We start from the raw sequence: 16663 nt of genomic DNA, 5'->3' as shown, positions 1-16663 counted from the left end.
CGTCGCCCCCGCGCCCACCCCCCCCCCCCGCGCCGCCGCCCGGGCCCCCCGCCCCGGGGGGGGCGCCCCGGGCGCGTTCGGGAGCCGGGGGCGAGGGCGGGGCCCGCCCCGGGGCGGCGGCCGGGGCGTGCGCCGCCGACCCCCCCGGCCGGGCGCACCCCGCGGCGCGCCGCGCGGCCCCGCCTCCCGTCACACCCTGGGGCGGGCTGCCCCGGCCGGGTACTCCACAAGACCCCCGTGGCCACCACCACGTGACCCCGAGGCGCCGGGACCGGCCACGGGTACACGATCATCGGGGGCGGGGACCCCGCGTCACACCGGCGACGGTTCCGGTCGGCCCGTCAGCGCCGGCCGACCGACTCCGTCTCGTTCCAGAACGAGGTCAGCACACCCGACGTGGTCTCGGGCGCCTCGACGTTGGGGGAGTGGCCCGCACCCGGCACCACCAGTCTTCGCGCGCCCATCCGCTCGGCCATGTCGTCCTGGGCGGCCGGGGTCCACGCGGTGTCGTTCTCGCCGTAGACGACGAGCGAGGGGATCTTCAGGTCGGCGAGTTCGCCGACCCGGTCCTCGGCGCCCAGCAGGTCCTCGGCGGTGCGCATCAGCCCCAGGGCGCTGCTGGACAGCAGCCGTTCCCGGAGGAACTCCCGGATCACCGGGTCGGGGGTGCGGCTGCGCGCCTCCGCGTCGAACCGCTCCTCCCACAGCTCGCGGAGCCGTTCGGGGGTGGGGTCGACGGAGAGGGCGGCGATGAGGCCGCGGGCGGTCATGGCGCCCGGGCCGCCCAGGGCCGCCGGGCCGCTGCACATCAGGGTCAGCGAAGCGAGGTCGGCGAGCCCGGACAGGGCGGTCTCGCGGGCCACCAGGCCGCCGAAGGAGTGCCCCACCAGGTGGGCCTGTCCGCTTCCGCCGACGAGGTGGAGGACCTCGGCGACCACGCCGCCGAGGGAGGACAGGCGGTAGTCGGGGAGCTGGACGCCCGGGGGAGCCCGGAGGGTCTCCGGTCCCGGCGACTCGTAGGTGCCGGGAAGGTCGATCGCGACCACTTCCCGGCCCGCCTGGGCGAGGCTCTGGAGGAGGGCGATGAAGTCCTCCTTGCTGCCGGTGAAACCGTGCACCAGGACAGCGGGAGCCAGCTCGGTGCCCCCTGAGGTGGGAAGAGCGCGCAGGGCGGCGAGGGGACCGTAGGAGAGGGGCAGGTCCGCGCGCCGCACGCCCGGCGGCAGGTCGATGAACTGAGGTGTACTCACGTCGGGCCACCCTAGACGATCGGTGGCCCGGCCCGGGATACCCCGGGCCGTGGCCGGCGGAGCGGCCGCCGACACCGGCACCGCGGGGGAGACGCGGTGCCCGCACGTCGTGCGCTCGCCGTGGCGCCCGTCCTCACGGGCGCGGCACGGCGGAGGGGTCAGGTGTTCTCGGGGTCCCGGTGGGCGGTGCCGCCGCGGGTGCGGCGGCGGCGCCGGATCCTGCGGGCGCCCTCGTCGGTGGACGCGGCACCGCCGCGGGGGGCCTCCGCCTGGGTCGGGGCGGTGGTCTCCGCCTTGACCGCGGTCCCCTCGGCCGGAGCCGATCCCTGGCCGCCGCGGGTACGGCGGCGCGAGCGGTTGCGGCCGCGTTCGCCGCCGCCCTCGCCCCGGCCGCCGGTTCCACGGCCGCCGGTTCCACGGCCGCCCTCGCCCGGGCCGCCGGTTCCGCGGTCGCGGCCGCCGTCACGCCGCCCGCCGCGGTCGCCCCGGGGCATGCCGGTGTCGCCGATGTCCTCGATCTCCTCGGCCTCCAGGCCGGCGTGGTCGGCACGCTTGTCGGCGGCCAGCTTGCCCTTGGTCCCGGCGGGGATCCGCAGCGCCTCGAAGAAGTGCGGCGAGGTGGAGTAGGTCTCCTCCGGCTCGGCGAAGGGCAGGTCCAGGGCCGCGTTGATCAGCTTCCAGCGCGGCATCTCCTGCCAGTCCACGAAGGTGACGGCGGTGCCGCTGCGCCCGGCGCGGCCGGTGCGGCCGATGCGGTGCGTGTAGGTCTTCTCGTCCTCGGGCGTCTCGTAGTTGACGACGTGCGTGACGTCGTCCACGTCGAGCCCGCGGGCGGCCACGTCGGTGGCGACCAGGATGTTGATCTTGCCGTTGCGGAAGGCCCGCAGGGCCCGCTCGCGCTGGCTCTGCCCCAGGTCGCCGTGGACGGCCGCGACGGCGAACCCGCGCGTCTTGAGCTCGGTGGCCACGCGGTCGCAGGCGCGTTTGGTCTGGCAGAACACCATGCTCTGGCCGTGGTCCTCCGCCTGGACCAGGCGGGCGAGCATCTCGATCTTGTCCATCTGGTGGGTCCGCAGCGCGTGCTGCGTGATCCGTCCGGTGATCGCGGAGCCGTCGATCTCGTTGTCGTCGCCCGCGCGGACGTGCGTCGGCCGGCGCAGGTACTTGCGGGACAGGGAGACGATCTCGCTCGGCATGGTGGCCGAGAAGAGCATCACCTGGCGCTCGGCGGGGATCCTGGTCAGGATGCGCTCGATGTCGGGGAGGAAGCCGAGGTCGAGCATCTTGTCGGCCTCGTCCAGGACCACCGCGGACACCTCGTCCAGGCGCAGGTGCTTCTGGTTCTCCAGGTCGAGCAGCCGGCCCGGGGTGCCGACGACGACGTCGGTGCCCTCCTTGAGCCCGTTGACCTGCGGCTCGTAGGAACGGCCGCCGTAGACGGTCAGCACGCGGCCGCCGCTGCGCTTGGCGGCGGTGGTCAGGTCGGCCGCGACCTGGATGGCCAGCTCACGGGTCGGGACCACCACGAGCGCGCGGGGGCGCTTGGAGGAGCCGGGGGCCTGCTGCGCCCGCTGGAGCAGCGGGAGGCCGAAGGCCAGGGTCTTGCCGGTACCGGTGCGGGCCTGGCCGATGATGTCGCTGCCGTGCAGCGCGATCGGCAGGGCGAGCTCCTGGATCGGGAAGGGCTCCGAGATCCCCTCCGCCTCCAGGGCGTCGGCGAGTTCGGTGCTCACTCCCAGGTCGCGGAAGGTCGTCTTGGGTTTGGTCGTGTCATCTGTGGTGCTCAGGGCTCAAGCCTCCATCTTGGCGGGCCGCAACGTGGCGTGGCCGCGGCGGGGTGCGGTCGCGGTCGGCTCGTGGCCGCCGCGATGGGCGCGGCTCACCGCGGCCGTTACGGCGCGGTGGCGCTGCCTGCGTGATCCGTGCGGTGCGGGGGGACCCCCTCCGCGGATCGCGGACCGTCCCCGCGTGGACGGGGAGCATCCGTGGTTCGTGGTTTCCTGGCGCGGTCTCGGCGACCACGTCGGTGGTGCGGGTCCGCGCCCGGGTGGGCGCCGCCTGCGCGGCGCCGAGGCGTGGGAGCGTCCCCGCGTGTGTGAGGAGAGTCTCGGGTCGACCGCACACGCCGGTCATCACGCAGAGTCTAGCTGGTGACGCGCCGGGTGGACATAGCAGTTCACTCCGGCTGTGGACGGCTGGGACCGTACCCGCTCCCAGCGTGTGCAACCGTGCCGGCGGCCCGTTTAGTCCCCGCGGTCCCCCGTGCCGCGCCCCCGCGGCCGGGCGATACCCTGGCGGGCATGACCAAAGGCCCCTCTGCCGACCCCGGCGTGATCGACCTGCTCGGGCTGCTCGCCTACGCGGAGCTCGGTTCCTTCTTCCGTCTCGCGGACGACGCCGGACTCGCCCCGTCGCTGCGGGGCAAGGGCCAGCTGGCGGCCCTGGCCGCCGCCGAGCAGGCGCACTACCAGACGCTCCGGGACCGCCTGGAGGAGCTGGGGGTCGTCCCCGAGGAGGCCATGGAGCCGTTCGTGGCGCCGCTGGACGCCTGGCACGAGCGCACCGAGGCGCAGAGCTGGCTGGAGAGCCTCGTCAAGACCTACGTCGGCGACGGCATCGCGGGTGACTTCTACCGCAAGGTCGCGGCGCTGGCGGACGAGGAGACCGCGGCCCTGGTCGAGGGGGTCCTGGCCGAGACCGGGCGCGCCGAGTTCGTCTCCGGGGCGGTGCGCGCCGCCGTGGCGGAGGACCCCAGGCTGGCCGGGCGGCTCTCCCTGTGGGCCCGCCGGCTGGTCGGCGAGGCGCTCAGCCAGGCGCAGCACGTGGCTGTGGCCCGCCCCCGGTTGGCCGCGCTCCTGGCCGAGGACCCCCAGGGCTCCGCCGGCGCCACCGCGCTCGGCGACCTGGCCGCCGTGAGCCGGATGTTCGCCTCCCTCACCGACCGCCACAAGGCGCGCCTCGACGCCATGGGCCTGTCCGCCTGACACGGGCCGCGCCGGACCGGGGACACCACGGACACTTGACCCGTACCAGGGGCTCCCTTGGTCAAGCGGGGGTAATATCCAACACTTTCGTGACGATTCGTTGGTGGGGACACGTAAACTCGTTGAAGTCTCCCGTCTCCTGACCACGCGAGTAGGTACTTCCATGCCCCGTGGGACCTCCGTGCGCCATCCGCTGGCCGGACTCACCCGTGACTTCCACAAGATCGGCCCGCTGGACGGCCCGATCGATCCCTGGATGTGCTCTGAGCTGGACCAGCACGCCGCACAGGTGTGCGAGGGCATCACCTCCTCGGGGAGCGGGATCAACGCCCGCACCCTCGGCACCTACCTCCACGGCTTCCTCGACGGGTGCCTCGAAAGGGGCTGGGACTCGGAGGCGGTCGAATACGACTGGGAGACCCTCCGCATTCTCGCGATCTGCCGACTGGCCAAGGACCGTGGTTTCGTCCGCTAGGTTGGTGACGTCCGCAGGCGGGTGTGACCCACGACGCGAGGTTCCCCGTGGGCACCTGCCGTTCCGGTTCTCCGGCGAAAAACCCGCGCCGGGCGTACGCTGAAAGGCGTAGGCCGCTCCGGGCGGCCGATAAGCGGCCCGGCGCATCGTGGTCGGACCGGGGCACTGCGGAATGCAACGTGGGATTCGCGGTGTTATGTCGGTTCGGGAGCGGACCGGCGGACGCCGTAACTGGCGGAGCGGCCCGCAGAGCCGCGAGAAAGGAATGCGAATGAGGAGCGGTCGACATGGGGCTGCGCGCCCACCGGTCGGCGTCCTGATCCAACAGGACCGCGTCGACTTCGCGCTGTTCGCACTGATCATCGTCGTCGCACTGGTGTCGATGTTCTTCACCGGGCCGGGGAACCTCGCCTTCTGGCTGGCTTTCCTGCCGATCATCGCCTCCGTCGTCCTCGCCTTCCGGAGGATCGAGCACCTGTCGCGCCTGGAGCTGCGCGACTCCGAGTTCCTCTGAGGGCCGCCCCGCAAGGGCGCGGCGCACACGGCGAGGGCGGGGCCTGGTGGCCCCGCCCTCCTCTGCTGTCCGCGGTCTCAGGGATCCGCGGACCTTTCCGTCACGAGGCGGGCCCGCCTCCCGGTCCGGGCCGGGTGGAGGCGGACGGCGCCTGGCCCGAGGCCGTGGCGCCCTCCCTGCGCTCGGTGGGACCGCTCATCGCGGCCTCCCTGCCGGCCCGGTAGCTCTCGTCCTTGTTGAGGCGGCCGGTCTCGCGCTCGGCCACGTCGAGCCAGCGGGACCAGCGCGAGCGCATCGGCTCGATCATGCCGCCGCCGACGCCGACGACGAGGATGCCGCCGATCGTCGCCAGGACGGCGATCAGGACCGGCATGGTCACGCTCACGGCGACGCCCATCTGGTTCAGCGCCGCGATGACACCGAGGGCCAGGATGAACACCCCCGCCACGTTGGCGATGAACCGGCCGTAGGACAGGCCGCCCAGCGCGCCCGAGACGATGTCGCGGACCGCCTTGGCGATCATGGCGGCGACCACGACGATCACCAGGGCCACGATGCCGCGCGGGATCCAGGAGATGACGTCGCTGAGCAGCGTGCTGATCGGGTTCGGACCGAAGACGTTGAACGCGAGAGTGAACACGAACAGCAGTCCGACGTAGTAGATGATCTTTCCGCACAGCTCGCTGGCGGTCCAGCGGCTCCGCTCGAAGTACTCGCCCACACCCCCGCGGTGCAGTGCGCGGTCCAGTCCGACGCCGTGCAGGCCCTTCGCGACCCCCTTGCCCACCAGCCAGGCGATGAACCAGCCCAGAACCAGGATCACGAGGAAGCCGATCAGCAGCGGTACGAAACCCGCCACCGCCTGCCAGGCCGTCGTCAGGCCCTGACCCATGTCCATAACGTCTTCACCCCCAAATCGCTCACTCCGCCGGCGTGCCGAATTCGGCCCGGGCGGACTCCGCGAAGAGAAGCCATTTACTTCTCATTCCGGCGATACCCGGCGAACGGGAATCGAACCGCTTGTCAGACGTCGGGCGAGGGGATTGCCTTTTCTTGGTGAATTTCTTGCGAAAAAGGGGGGGAGGGATTCGCCGTGAGGGGGGACAATGCCGCCGGGACGATCGGTTCCGCCACAACGCGGGACCCCCGGGCGCGCAGTGCGCCCGGGGGTCCTCGCGCTCCGGCGGGCGCGGCGTCCGCGGGGGCCTCCCGCGGCGCGGGTCCCGGGGAGCGCGCCGAGCGTTCTAGGCGTCCTGCTCGTCGGCCCTGCGCTGGAGGTCCCAGCCGCTTATGCCCCGCCAGGCCAGCCGGGCGACGAGCTGCTCGGCGGCGTCCTTGGGGACGGCCCCGTGGTTGTTGAGCCAGTACCGGGCGCTGGTCTCGGCCATGCCGACCAGGCCGATGCTCAGCAGGTGCGCCTCCTCGTCGGAGATGCTGGTGTCCTGCCGGATCACCGCGCCGATGAGCTCGGCGCAGCGCTGGAAGGTCTGCTCGGTCTTCTCCCGCACCGCCGGAAGGTTGCGCAGGTCGGACTCGAACACCAGCCGGAAGGCCTCGCCGTCCCCCGCCACGAAGTCGAAGTAGGCCTGGAAGCTGGCGGCGACCCTCTGCCGGTTGTCGTCCGTGCTCTCCAGGGCTTCGCGCTGCTTCTCGACCAGCGCCTCGGAGTGCTCTTCGAGCAGGGCGAGGTAGAGCTCCAGCTTCCCCGGAAAGTGCTGGTAGAGCACTGGCTTGCTGACACCCGCGCGGTCGGCGATCTCGTCCATCGCCGCCGCGTGGTAGCCGCGGGCGACGAAGATCTCCTGTGCCGCGGACAGGAGTTGGCGGCGCCGCCTGACCCGGGGCAAGCGGGTGCCCCGGGCGCGGGCGTCTGAAGGAGCTGTCACACCCACACCCTCCGAACTCGGCATGGCAGATGCGCGCCATGTCCGAACATCTGCGTGGCTAGTGCTGCCGGGCGCGGCCGGTCACCGGCGCGCCGTCACAGCTTTCGCCCCATCCTACTCCCGCGTAGCTTCCGTGCGGGCGGGGAGAAGGGGACGGAAGGGGCGATCGGGGCACGGGAGCCCCTCCCCGTCGGCGGGCCGGCACGGCAGCCGGACGCCGGAACCGCGGCGCGGGCGGGCCGGCGCGGTCTCACCGCCGCTCCTCCTCGTCGCCGACCTCCAGGGACTGCTCCACCACGTCGCCCTCGTCGGCCTGGTCGAAGCTCTCCTCGGAGGGGGCGTCCCAGCGGCCGTCGTCGTCGCCCGCGGGCGCGCGCTGCTCGGCCGCGTCGGCCTCGGGCACCTCGACCCCGGGCGTCTCGGCCCCGGGCGCCTCGGCCCCCTGCTCCCCGGTGGCGCCGGAGGCCGGACGCCTGTCGGCGGAACTGTTCTCTGAAGTCACGGGGTGCTCCCCACGTCGTCGCTGAACGTACAGGCGACACTACCCGCCGGTCCGCGCGGCACACGGGGCCGCGCGGAATGAACCGCCGGGACGCGTTCGTTGGTGCTGGAAGGAACGGGCGCGCGGGTGTCGTGTCCCACGCCTCCCCGCGGTGGGAATGGAAAACCCCACCCGTTAGGTTGGGTATAAGTGCAAGCACGCTTCGCCCCCGCACCCTCCCCGGTCCGGTACGGGCGGTCCGAAGCACCCTGAACAGACATGAGGAGTCACCGTGTCGCTGCCGCCGCTGGTGGAACCAGCTGACGAGCTGACCGTGGACGAGGTGCGCCGCTACTCGCGCCACCTGATCATCCCCGACGTGGGCATGGACGGGCAGAAGCGCCTGAAGAACGCCAAGGTGCTGGTCGTCGGCGCGGGCGGCCTGGGCTCCCCGGCGCTGCTCTACCTGGCCGCCGCGGGCGTGGGCACGCTCGGCATCATCGACTTCGACGTCGTGGACGAGTCCAACCTCCAGCGCCAGGTCATCCACGGGCAGAGTGACGTCGGCCGCCCCAAGGCCGAGTCCGCCCGGGACAGCATCAAGGAGGTGAACCCCAACGTCGAGGTCGTCCTGCACCAGGACCGCCTGGAGTCGGACAACGCGTTGGAGATCTTCGCCCCCTACGACCTGATCCTGGACGGGACCGACAACTTCGCGACCCGCTACCTGGTCAACGACGCCGCCGTACTGCTGAACAAGCCGTACGTGTGGGGTTCCATCTACCGGTTCGACGGCCAGGTCAGCGTCTTCTGGAACGAGTACGGTCCCCAGTACCGCGACCTGTACCCCGAGCCCCCGCCGCCCGGCATGGTGCCGTCCTGCGCCGAGGGCGGCGTCCTCGGCGTGCTCTGCGCCTCCATCGGCTCCGTCATGGTCAACGAGGCCATCAAGCTGATCACCGGCATCGGCGACCCGCTGGTGGGCCGCCTGCTCATCTTCGACGCCCTGGAGATGACCTGGCGCGAGGTCAAGGTCCGCAAGGACCCCGACACCGAGCCCGTCACCGAGCTGATCGACTACGAGGCGTTCTGCGGCGCCGTGTCGGAGGAGGCCACCGAGGCCGCCGCCGGTTCGACGATCACCGCGCCCGAGCTCAAGGAGCTCCTGGACAACAAGCCCGGGGACGTCTTCCTCGTGGACGTCCGCGAGAAGAACGAGTACGAGATCGTCAGCATCCCGGGCGCGACGCTCATCCCCAAGGGCGAGTTCCTCAACGGGAAGGCGTTCGAGAGGCTGCCGCAGGACAAGCGCATCGTCCTGCACTGCAAGTCGGGCGTGCGCTCGGCCGAGGCCCTCGCGGCGGTGCACGCCGCCGGGTTCTCCGACGCGGTGCACGTCGGCGGCGGCGTCCTGGCCTGGATCAACCAGGTCGACCCCAGCCTGCCCGCCTACTAGCGGCCGGGGGACCCCTTCCGAACGGCGCCGGGAACCCCTCCCGGCGCCGTTCGCGTTCCCCGGCAGGGAGTGGGTACAAGAACCCAGAGGCCGTCGGCCGATCTCCGGGGCGGCCCTGCTGCTGGGAGGTGGCGTTATGCGAGAGAAGGGACGCAGGGCCGACTGGGTGGCGGTCGCCGCCGGTCTGGCCCTGGGGGTGAGCTGGCTCTGGCACGGGATGTACGGGTTCAGCGGGGGAGCGATGTTCGTCCTCGGACTGGGCGTCGTCGTGGCCGCCACGTTCTCCCTCACCCGCCCGGGCGCCCTGTCGAGCGAGCTGGGGGTCCTCGCGATCGGCGTGCTGGTGTTCGCGATGCCCTGGCTCCTGGGCTTCACCCACCTGCCCGCGGCCGCCTGGTCGGCGTGGGTCATCGGCGGCGGTATCGCCCTGCTCGGGGCCTTCGGCCTGGCGCAGGCCGACCGGGCCCGCAAGCGCGACCCCGACCTGGCCTGGAGCGCGCACGTCAACGAGATCCCGACCTGACCCGCCGGCCGGGCCGCCGGGGGCGCGGGGGCCGTACCCGCGAGGGCGCGGGGCGGCCCCCGCGCGCGCTCGATAGGCTGCGCGGGTGTTCACGGACGAGGAGGGCGGGCCGGACGACTACGCGGAGGACGTCCTCGCGCTGGTCGAGCGGATCCCGCCGGGACGGGTGATGGCCTACGGCGACATCGCCGAGCACGTCGGGCGGGGCGGCCCCCGCCAGGTCGGCTCGGTCATGTCCGCGTGGGGCGGCGGGGTGCCCTGGTGGCGGGTGGTGCGCTCGGACGGGCGCCCGGCGTCCGGCCACGAGGTACGTGCGCTTTCCCACTATGCGGCGGAGAGCACGCCCATGCGCCCGGGAAGCGACCGGGTGGACATGCGCAAAGCCCGCTGGGACGGGGCTTCCGGGGCCTGAGGAGCTGGTTGGAAGCCCGGGAGGCGTCCGAGAAGGTCGCCGTCTTCTGGTGAACTGGTGGTGTGAACACATCCCCGTACCGACTCGTGCGGCGCGCCAACCAGGTGCAGCCGCCGCCGGTGCTGGACGAGAACCAGCAGCGCGTGGTCGACCACGCGGGCGGCCCCCTCCTGGTCCTGGCCGGGCCGGGGACGGGCAAGACCACCACGATCGTCGAGGCCGTCGTCGACCGCATCGACAACCGCGGCGTCGACCCCTCGCGCATCCTCGTGCTCACCTTCAGCCGCAAGGCCGCCCAGGAGCTGAGGGAGCGCATCACCGCGCGGCTGCGCCGCACCACCCGCGAACCGCTGGCCCTGACCTTCCACAGCTACGCCTACGCGCTGATCCGGCGCGAGTTCCAGCGCGTGGGCGACCTGCCGCCGCGCCTGCTGTCCGGCCCCGAGCAGCTGATGGAGGTCCGCGAGCTGCTGGCGGGGGAGGCGGGGGACGGAGCGGCGGAGTGGCCGGAGCGCCTGCGCCCCGCGCTGGAGACGCGGGGGTTCGCCGAGGAGCTGCGCGACTTCCTCATGCGCGCGCAGGAGCGGGGCCTGGGCCCCGCCGAGCTGGAACGCCTCGGACGTGAGCGCGGACGCGACGACTGGGTGGCCGCCGCGGGCTTCCTCGACCGCTACACGGGCCGGTTCGACATCGCGCCCGTGCCCACCCTCAACTACGCCGAACTGGTCAGGGTCGCCGCGAACATGCTCTCCGACCCCGCGATCCAGGAACGCGAGCGCTCCGCCCGCGAGGTGGTGTTCGTGGACGAGTACCAGGACACCGACCCCGCCCAGGAGGCGCTCCTGCGGGCCCTGGCGGGGGACGGCCGCGACCTCGTCGCGGTCGGCGACCCGGACCAGTCCGTCTACGCCTTCCGGGGCGCCGAGGTCCACAACATCCTCGACTTCCCGCGCCGCTTCAGGACCGCCGGGCGGGCCGAGGCGCCCGTGGTGGCCCTGCGCACCTCCCGCCGCGGCGGGGCCGCACTGCTGGCCGCCTCCCGCGCCCTGACCCGGCGCCTGCCGGCGGTCGCGTCCGCGCGCGGCCACGTCAACGAGCACCGGAACCTGGTCCCGGCGCCCGGCGTGCCCGACGGCGAGGTCCGCGTGATGGCCGCCGAGAGCCCGACCCAGGAGGCGGCCGTCATCGCCGACACCCTCCGCCGCGCCCACCTGGTGGACGGCGTCCCCTGGTCGGACATGGCCGTGCTCGTGCGCTCCTCCACCCGCCAGCTGCCCGTCCTGCGGCGCGCGCTGACCGCCGCGTCGGTCCCCGTCGCGGTCGGCGCCGACGACCTCCCCGTGGCCGCGGAACCGCTCGTGCGGCCCCTCCTCGCCCTCATCCGCTACGGCCTGTCCCCGGACCTGCTCGACGACGACTCCGCCCGCGAGCTCCTCACCGGCCCCTTCGGCGAGGCCGACACCGTGCGGCTGCGCAGGCTCGTCCGGGCGCTGCGCCGCCTGGACCTGGACCGCGCGCACGAGGGCGACGGGTCCTACCGGCCCGCCGCGCGCCTGCTCGTGGACGTCCTGCGCGACCCCGCCGACCTCGCCCTGGTCGACCCCGACATCGCCGCGCCGGCCGAGCGCGTGGCCCGGGCCCTGAGGACCGTGCGCGAGCTGACCGCCAAGGGGTCCGACGCCGAACAGGTCCTCTGGGAGCTGTGGCGTGACAGCGGGCTCGCCGAACGGCTGCTCCGCGCGAGCCTGGCCGGAGGCCGCCGCGGCGCGGCGGCCGACCGGGACCTCGACGCCGTGGTGGCCCTGTTCGAGAGCGCCGCCCGCTACTGCGACCGGCTGCCCCCCGGCAGCCCCGCCGGCTTCCTGGAGGACCTCGCCGCGCAGGAGATCCCCGGGGACAGCCTGGCCGAACGCGCCCCCGAGGGCGAGGCCGTGCGCATCCTCACCGCCCACCGCTCCAAGGGGCTGGAGTGGGGCCTGGTCGTGGTCGCCGGCGTCCAGGAGGGCGCCTGGCCCGACCTGCGCCTGCGCGGATCCCTGCTCGGCGTGGAGGAGCTGGTCGACGCCGAGGTGCACGCCGCCGACTCCTCGGGCGCCGCCATGGCCTCCAAGCTCATGGACGAGGAGCGCCGCCTGTTCTACGTGGCCCTCACCCGAGCCCGCCGGACCCTCGTCGTGACCGCCGTGGACGGGGAGGGGGCCGACGAGCGCCCCTCCCGCTTCCTCAACGAGATGGGCCTGGGCGAACCCGAGCCCGTCGGCACGGGCCGCCGCTGGCTGTCCCTGCCCGCGCTCGTCGCCGACCTGCGCTCCGTGGTCACCGACCCCTCCGCGCCCGACCCCCTCCGGACGGCCGCCGCCGACCACCTGGCCCGCCTCGCCGAGGAGGGGGTGCGCGGGGCCGACCCGTCGGAGTGGTACGCGCTCACCCCCTTCAGCGACGACCGGCCCCTGGCCGGGGAGGACGACACGATCCGCGTCTCGCCGTCGCAGGTGGAGAGCTTCACCGACTGCCAGCTGCGCTGGCTCCTCGAACGCGCAGCCGGGGCCTCCTCCGGCGACTCCGCGTCCGCGCTGGGCACCGTCGTGCACGCCGTCGCCGTCCTGGTCGCCCAGGGCAGCGGCGCCGACGAGATCAGCGGGCGGATGGACGAGATCTGGGCCGACCTGGACTTCGGCGGCCCCTGGCAGGCGGCCCAGCAGCGCGAGCGCGCCGACGAGATGGTCCGCAAGCTCATCTCCTGGGACGCGTCCAACGACCGCGAGCTGGTGGTCACCGAGGAGGGGTTCAAGGTCGAGGTCGGCGGCATCGAGATCACCGGCCGCGTGGACCGCCTCGAACGCGACGGCCGGGGCCGCGCCGTGGTCGTGGACATCAAGACCGGCCGGACCAAGGCCGAGGACCTGGCACGCCACCCCCAGCTCGGCGTCTACCAGATGGCCGTGCTCAAGGGCGCGTTCGCCGAGCTCGGCCTGGCCGAGCCCGGCGGGGCCTCGCTCGTCCAGGTGGGCGGGGCCGCGCTGACCAACAAGGCGCGTGAACAGCCGCAGCCGCCGCTCGGGGAGGACCCCGACCCCCGTTGGGCCCAGGACCTGGTGTTCGACGTCGCCGGCGGCATGGGCGGCTCGCGGTTCACCGCCATTCGCAACAAGGGCTGCAACGCGTGCGCCGTGCGCGCCTGCTGCCCGGTGCAGGACGAGGGCCGACATGTCTGAACCCCATCCCCTTTCCCCCGCGACCCCGCCCGACCCCCCGCCCCCTCCCCGCCTCGGCCCCGCCGAACTCTCCCGCCTCCTCGGACAGCCCGAGCCCACCGCGGAGCAGTCGCAGGTCATCTCCGCGCCGCTGGAACCGGGCGTGGTGATCGCCGGCGCCGGGTCGGGCAAGAGCGAGACCATGGCCTCGCGCGTGGTGTGGCTGGTCGCCAACGGCCACGTGCGGCCCGAGCAGATCCTCGGCCTGACCTTCACCCGCAAGGCCACCGCGGAGCTGGCGGAGCGGGTGCGCAGGAGGCTGGAGCAGCTGCGCGCCACCGAGCAGTTCCCCGAGGAGCTGCTCGACGGCGAGCCCACCGTGTCCACCTACAACGCGTACGCCGGGCGCATCGTCTCCGACCACGCCCTGCGCGAGGCCGTCGAACCCACGTCCAGGCTGCTCAGCGAGGGCCAGTCCTGGCAGATCGCCGCCAGGGTCGTCGGAGAGTACGACGGGCCCATGGACCTGGTGACCGTGGGGGCGGACACCGTCACCCAGCGGGTCCTGCACCTGTCCGGCGAGATCGCCGACCACCTCACCACCACCGACCGGGTGCGCGGCATCGGCCGGTGGATCCAGGCGGGCGTGGACGGCATGACCCGCAAGGCCACCAAGGAGACCCGGGACCTGGTCGCCGCCCAGCGCCGGCGCGAACAGCTCCTGCCGCTGGTGGACCGCTACAACCACGCCAAGCACGCGCGCGAGGCCATGGACTTCGGCGACCAGATGGCGCTGGCCGCCCGCATCGCGGAGCACCACCCCGAGGTCGGGCTCATCGAGCGCGGAAGGTACCGGGTGGTCCTCCTCGACGAGTACCAGGACACCAGCCACGCCCAGCTGGTCCTGCTGCGCTCCCTCTTCGGCGACGGACACCCGGTGACGGCGGTCGGCGACCCCTGCCAGTCCATCTACGGCTGGCGCGGCGCCATCGCCGCCAACCTCACCCGGTTCCCCACCGACTTCCCGGCGGCCCCCGGCCGGCCGGCGTCCGTGCGCCGCCTGTCCACCAGCTTCCGCAACGGCGAGCGCGTCCTGCGGGTGGCCGAGCGCGTCTCCGAGGAGCTGCGCGCCGAGGCCCGCGACGTCCCCGTCCTGCACCCCGGACCCGCCCGGCGCGGCCGGGGAACCGCACTGACGGCGCTGTTCCCCACCGAGACCGAGGAGGCCGCCTGGATCGCCGACCAGGTGCACCGCCTGGTCCACGCCGATCCCGACCAGCCCGGCGGAGCCCGGACCGCCCCCGACTCCCTGCCCTGGCCCGAGGGCGAGTCGGGCGTGGCCGAGGACGGCGGCATCGGCCCCGGCGACGTCGCGGTGCTGTGCCGCAAGCGGTCCCAGTTCCCGCCGCTGCGCGAGGCGCTGGAGGCGCGCGGCATCCCGGTGGAGGTCGTCGGACTGGGCGGGCTCATGATGGTGCCCGAGGTCCGCGACATCATCGCCACCCTGCGCGTGGTCCACGACGCCTCCGCCGGGAACGAGCTCGCCCGTCTGCTCACCGGCCCGCGCTGGCGCCTGGGCCCCCGGGACCTGGCCGCGCTGGGCGCCCGCGCCACCGAGCTGGCCCGCCACACCCGGCGCGACGTGACCTCGCCCGACCCGGGCGAGGACGGGCCGGGGGCGGACGACGACCTCCTGCGCCGCACCGTCCTGGACCTGACCGCCGGGAGCGGCAGCCTCGTGGACGCCGTGGACGACCCCGGCGCCGCCGAGAACTACTCCGACACGGCCTACGAGCGCCTGGGACGCCTGGCCGAGGAGCTGCGGGGCCTGCGCAAGCTCGTCGGCCAGCCGGTCCCCGACCTGGTCACCGAGGTCGAGCGGATGCTCGGCCTGGACATCGAGGTGGGCTCCCGCACCGGCCGCGACCCGCTGTCGGCGCGCGCCGACCTGGACGCGTTCGTGGACCACGCCGTCCGCTTCGTCGGCAACAGCGAGGACCCCACCCTGGGCAGCTTCCTCGGCTACCTCAACGCCGCCGAGGAGAACGAGAGCGGGCTCGCGCCCGGGGAGCGGGTCGGCGGCTCCGACAGCGTCAAGCTCATGACCATGCACGGCGCCAAGGGCCTGCAGTGGCCGGTCGTGGTCGTGCCGGGGATCAGCGCCGGCAAGGGGTCCCCGCTGTTCCCGGCCAAGGCCCGCGACCCCCTCGCCTGGGCGCGCGCCGACCACCTGCTGCCCTACCCGCTGCGCGGCGACCGCGACAGCCTGCCCCGGCTCGCCGGGGTCGACAAGGAGGCCATCGCCGACTTCCGCCGGGCCGAGCACGACCGCCACCTCATGGAGGAGCGCCGCCTGGCCTACGTCGCCGTCACCCGCGCCTCGTTCGCCCTGGTGTGCACCGGCCACTGGTGGGGCCGCACCGGGTCCACCCCGCGCGGGCCGTCGGTGTTCCTGGAGGAGGTCCGGGAGGCGTGCGAGAACGGCGCCGGGACCGTCGTCGGGTGGGCCCCGCCGCCGGGGGAGGACGAGACCAACCCCCACGACGACGAGGAGAGCTCCGCCGTGTGGCCGCCGGAGGAGGGCGACCCCCCGGGCGGGGACGGGCCCGCAGCCGGGGCCGCCGACCGCCGCGCGGAGATCCGGGAGGGGGCGGCCCTGGTCGAACGCGCCCGCGCGCGCCTGCTCGCCGGGGAGGCCGGTCCCGGGGGGCAGGAGCCGCCCGCGGGTCTGCGCCGCCGCCTCCACGGGTGGGAGCGCGACACCGAGCTGCTGCTGGCGCACCGCCGCGCCGAGGGCGCTGGGCCGGGCGGCGGTCCCGTGCAGGTGGAACTGCCCGACCACCTGTCGGTGTCGTCCATGGTGTGGCTGGCCAGGGACCCCTCGGCGCTGGCGCGGCAGATCCGCCGCCCGCTGCCGCGCCCGCCCGCACCGCACACCAGGCGCGGGACGGCCTTCCACGCGTGGCTGGAGCAGAGGTTCGGGCAGCGGGCGACCCTGCTGGACGAGCTGCCGGGCGCGGCGGACGAGACCGCGGGGGAGGACGAGGACCTGGCCGAGCTCCAGCGCCGCTTCGAGGAGAGCGAGTGGGGGTCCCGCGTTCCCGTCGAGGTGGAGGTGCCGTTCGAGACGGTGATCGGCGACCGGCTCATCCGCGGGCGCATGGACGCGGTGTTCCACGACCCCGGCTCGGGCCGCTACGACGTGGTGGACTGGAAGACGGGGCGCCCGCCCGGCAACGACGCGGAGCGCCGCGCCGTGGGCGTGCAGCTGGCCGCCTACCGGCTGGCCTGGGCCGACCTGGCGGGGGTGGGACCGGAGGAGGTGCGGGCCGCGTTCCACTACGTGCTCGCGGGGAGGACGGTGCGCCCCGCCGACCTGCTCGACGCCGACGGCCTGGCGGCGCTGATCTCCGCCGTCCCCGAACCGGGCTGACACCGGGGCGGCCGGCCCCCGCGGATCCGGGCGCGCAGCTCCGGTTCGGCGGGCC

Annotated in this window: 13 protein-coding genes; 8 read left to right on the top strand and 5 right to left on the bottom strand. The window is 74.1% G+C overall.

The window, feature by feature from the left end; genetic code table 11:
- Positions 1-341 precede the first annotated feature (341 nt).
- Entirely contained in the window at positions 342-1250 is a 909-nt protein-coding gene (locus tag ABZ234_RS12725) for an alpha/beta fold hydrolase (RefSeq protein WP_267948235.1), read from the bottom strand.
- Positions 1251-1408: 158 nt separating this feature from the next.
- The gene (locus ABZ234_RS12720) at positions 1409-2983 is read right to left on the bottom strand and encodes a DEAD/DEAH box helicase (protein ID WP_355012072.1); all 1575 of its coding nucleotides are present in this window, start codon (positions 2981-2983) and stop codon (positions 1409-1411) included.
- 567 nt (positions 2984-3550) lie between these two features.
- Between ABZ234_RS12720 and ABZ234_RS12715 the strand changes: the two genes are divergently transcribed.
- The 3 genes from ABZ234_RS12715 (at position 3551) to ABZ234_RS12705 (ending at position 5223) form a co-directional block, all read left to right on the top strand.
- Positions 3551-4234, top strand: coding sequence for a ferritin-like fold-containing protein (locus tag ABZ234_RS12715; protein WP_267948237.1), 684 nt, complete (start codon positions 3551-3553; stop codon positions 4232-4234).
- Positions 4235-4397: 163 nt separating this feature from the next.
- The gene (locus tag ABZ234_RS12710) at positions 4398-4709 is read left to right on the top strand and encodes a DUF6401 family natural product biosynthesis protein (RefSeq protein ID WP_344180146.1); all 312 of its coding nucleotides are present in this window, start codon (positions 4398-4400) and stop codon (positions 4707-4709) included.
- Between the two features lie 271 nt (positions 4710-4980).
- Positions 4981-5223, top strand: coding sequence for a hypothetical protein (locus tag ABZ234_RS12705; RefSeq protein WP_267948239.1), 243 nt, complete (start codon positions 4981-4983; stop codon positions 5221-5223).
- A gap of 100 nt (positions 5224-5323) precedes the next feature.
- On the opposite strand, the gene ABZ234_RS12700 is transcribed toward ABZ234_RS12705, so the two are convergent.
- The 3 genes from ABZ234_RS12700 to ABZ234_RS12690 form a co-directional block, all read right to left on the bottom strand.
- Positions 5324-6121, bottom strand: a complete 798-nt coding sequence (locus tag ABZ234_RS12700) for a hypothetical protein (RefSeq protein ID WP_355012071.1) — start codon at positions 6119-6121, stop codon at positions 5324-5326.
- 346 nt (positions 6122-6467) lie between these two features.
- The gene (locus ABZ234_RS12695; protein WP_267948241.1) at positions 6468-7109 is read right to left on the bottom strand and encodes a TetR/AcrR family transcriptional regulator; all 642 of its coding nucleotides are present in this window, start codon (positions 7107-7109) and stop codon (positions 6468-6470) included.
- A gap of 250 nt (positions 7110-7359) precedes the next feature.
- Positions 7360-7611, bottom strand: coding sequence for a hypothetical protein (locus ABZ234_RS12690; RefSeq protein WP_344180142.1), 252 nt, complete (start codon positions 7609-7611; stop codon positions 7360-7362).
- A gap of 271 nt (positions 7612-7882) precedes the next feature.
- Here ABZ234_RS12690 and moeZ point away from each other — a divergent pair, with 271 nt between their 5' ends.
- From moeZ to ABZ234_RS12665, 5 genes are all read left to right on the top strand, one after another.
- A complete protein-coding gene (gene moeZ / locus ABZ234_RS12685) occupies positions 7883-9046 on the top strand; it encodes an adenylyltransferase/sulfurtransferase MoeZ (RefSeq protein ID WP_267948243.1) in 1164 nt (387 codons plus the stop codon).
- Between the two features lie 136 nt (positions 9047-9182).
- Positions 9183-9569, top strand: a complete 387-nt coding sequence (locus ABZ234_RS12680) for an SPW repeat protein (RefSeq protein WP_267948244.1) — start codon at positions 9183-9185, stop codon at positions 9567-9569.
- Positions 9570-9654: 85 nt separating this feature from the next.
- Complete coding sequence (locus tag ABZ234_RS12675; RefSeq protein WP_267948245.1) at positions 9655-9981, top strand: MGMT family protein; 327 nt, start codon at positions 9655-9657, stop codon at positions 9979-9981.
- Between the two features lie 86 nt (positions 9982-10067).
- A complete protein-coding gene (locus ABZ234_RS12670; protein ID WP_344180177.1) occupies positions 10068-13196 on the top strand; it encodes an ATP-dependent DNA helicase in 3129 nt (1042 codons plus the stop codon).
- Positions 13189-16608, top strand: a complete 3420-nt coding sequence (locus tag ABZ234_RS12665) for a UvrD-helicase domain-containing protein (RefSeq protein ID WP_355012070.1) — start codon at positions 13189-13191, stop codon at positions 16606-16608. Before ABZ234_RS12670 ends, ABZ234_RS12665 begins: the two co-directional genes overlap by 8 nt.
- Positions 16609-16663 lie beyond the last annotated feature (55 nt).

This window comes from Nocardiopsis sp. NPDC006198, from assembly GCF_040613895.1.
GTDB classification, from domain to species: Bacteria; Actinomycetota; Actinomycetes; order Streptosporangiales; family Streptosporangiaceae; genus Nocardiopsis; species Nocardiopsis tropica.
The sequence above is the reverse complement of the archived record's forward strand: the minus strand, read 5'-3'. Positions and strand labels throughout refer to the sequence as shown.

Coding starts and splice junctions, on each gene's coding strand:
- ABZ234_RS12715 (WP_267948237.1), top strand. CDS start 3,551: ATGACCAAAGGCCCCTCTGCCGACCCCGGCGTGATCGACCTGCTCGGG.
- ABZ234_RS12710 (WP_344180146.1), top strand. CDS start 4,398: ATGCCCCGTGGGACCTCCGTGCGCCATCCGCTGGCCGGACTCACCCGT.
- ABZ234_RS12705 (WP_267948239.1), top strand. CDS start 4,981: ATGAGGAGCGGTCGACATGGGGCTGCGCGCCCACCGGTCGGCGTCCTG.
- ABZ234_RS12700 (WP_355012071.1), bottom strand. CDS start 6,121: ATGGACATGGGTCAGGGCCTGACGACGGCCTGGCAGGCGGTGGCGGGT.
- ABZ234_RS12680 (WP_267948244.1), top strand. CDS start 9,183: ATGCGAGAGAAGGGACGCAGGGCCGACTGGGTGGCGGTCGCCGCCGGT.
- ABZ234_RS12665 (WP_355012070.1), top strand. CDS start 13,189: ATGTCTGAACCCCATCCCCTTTCCCCCGCGACCCCGCCCGACCCCCCG.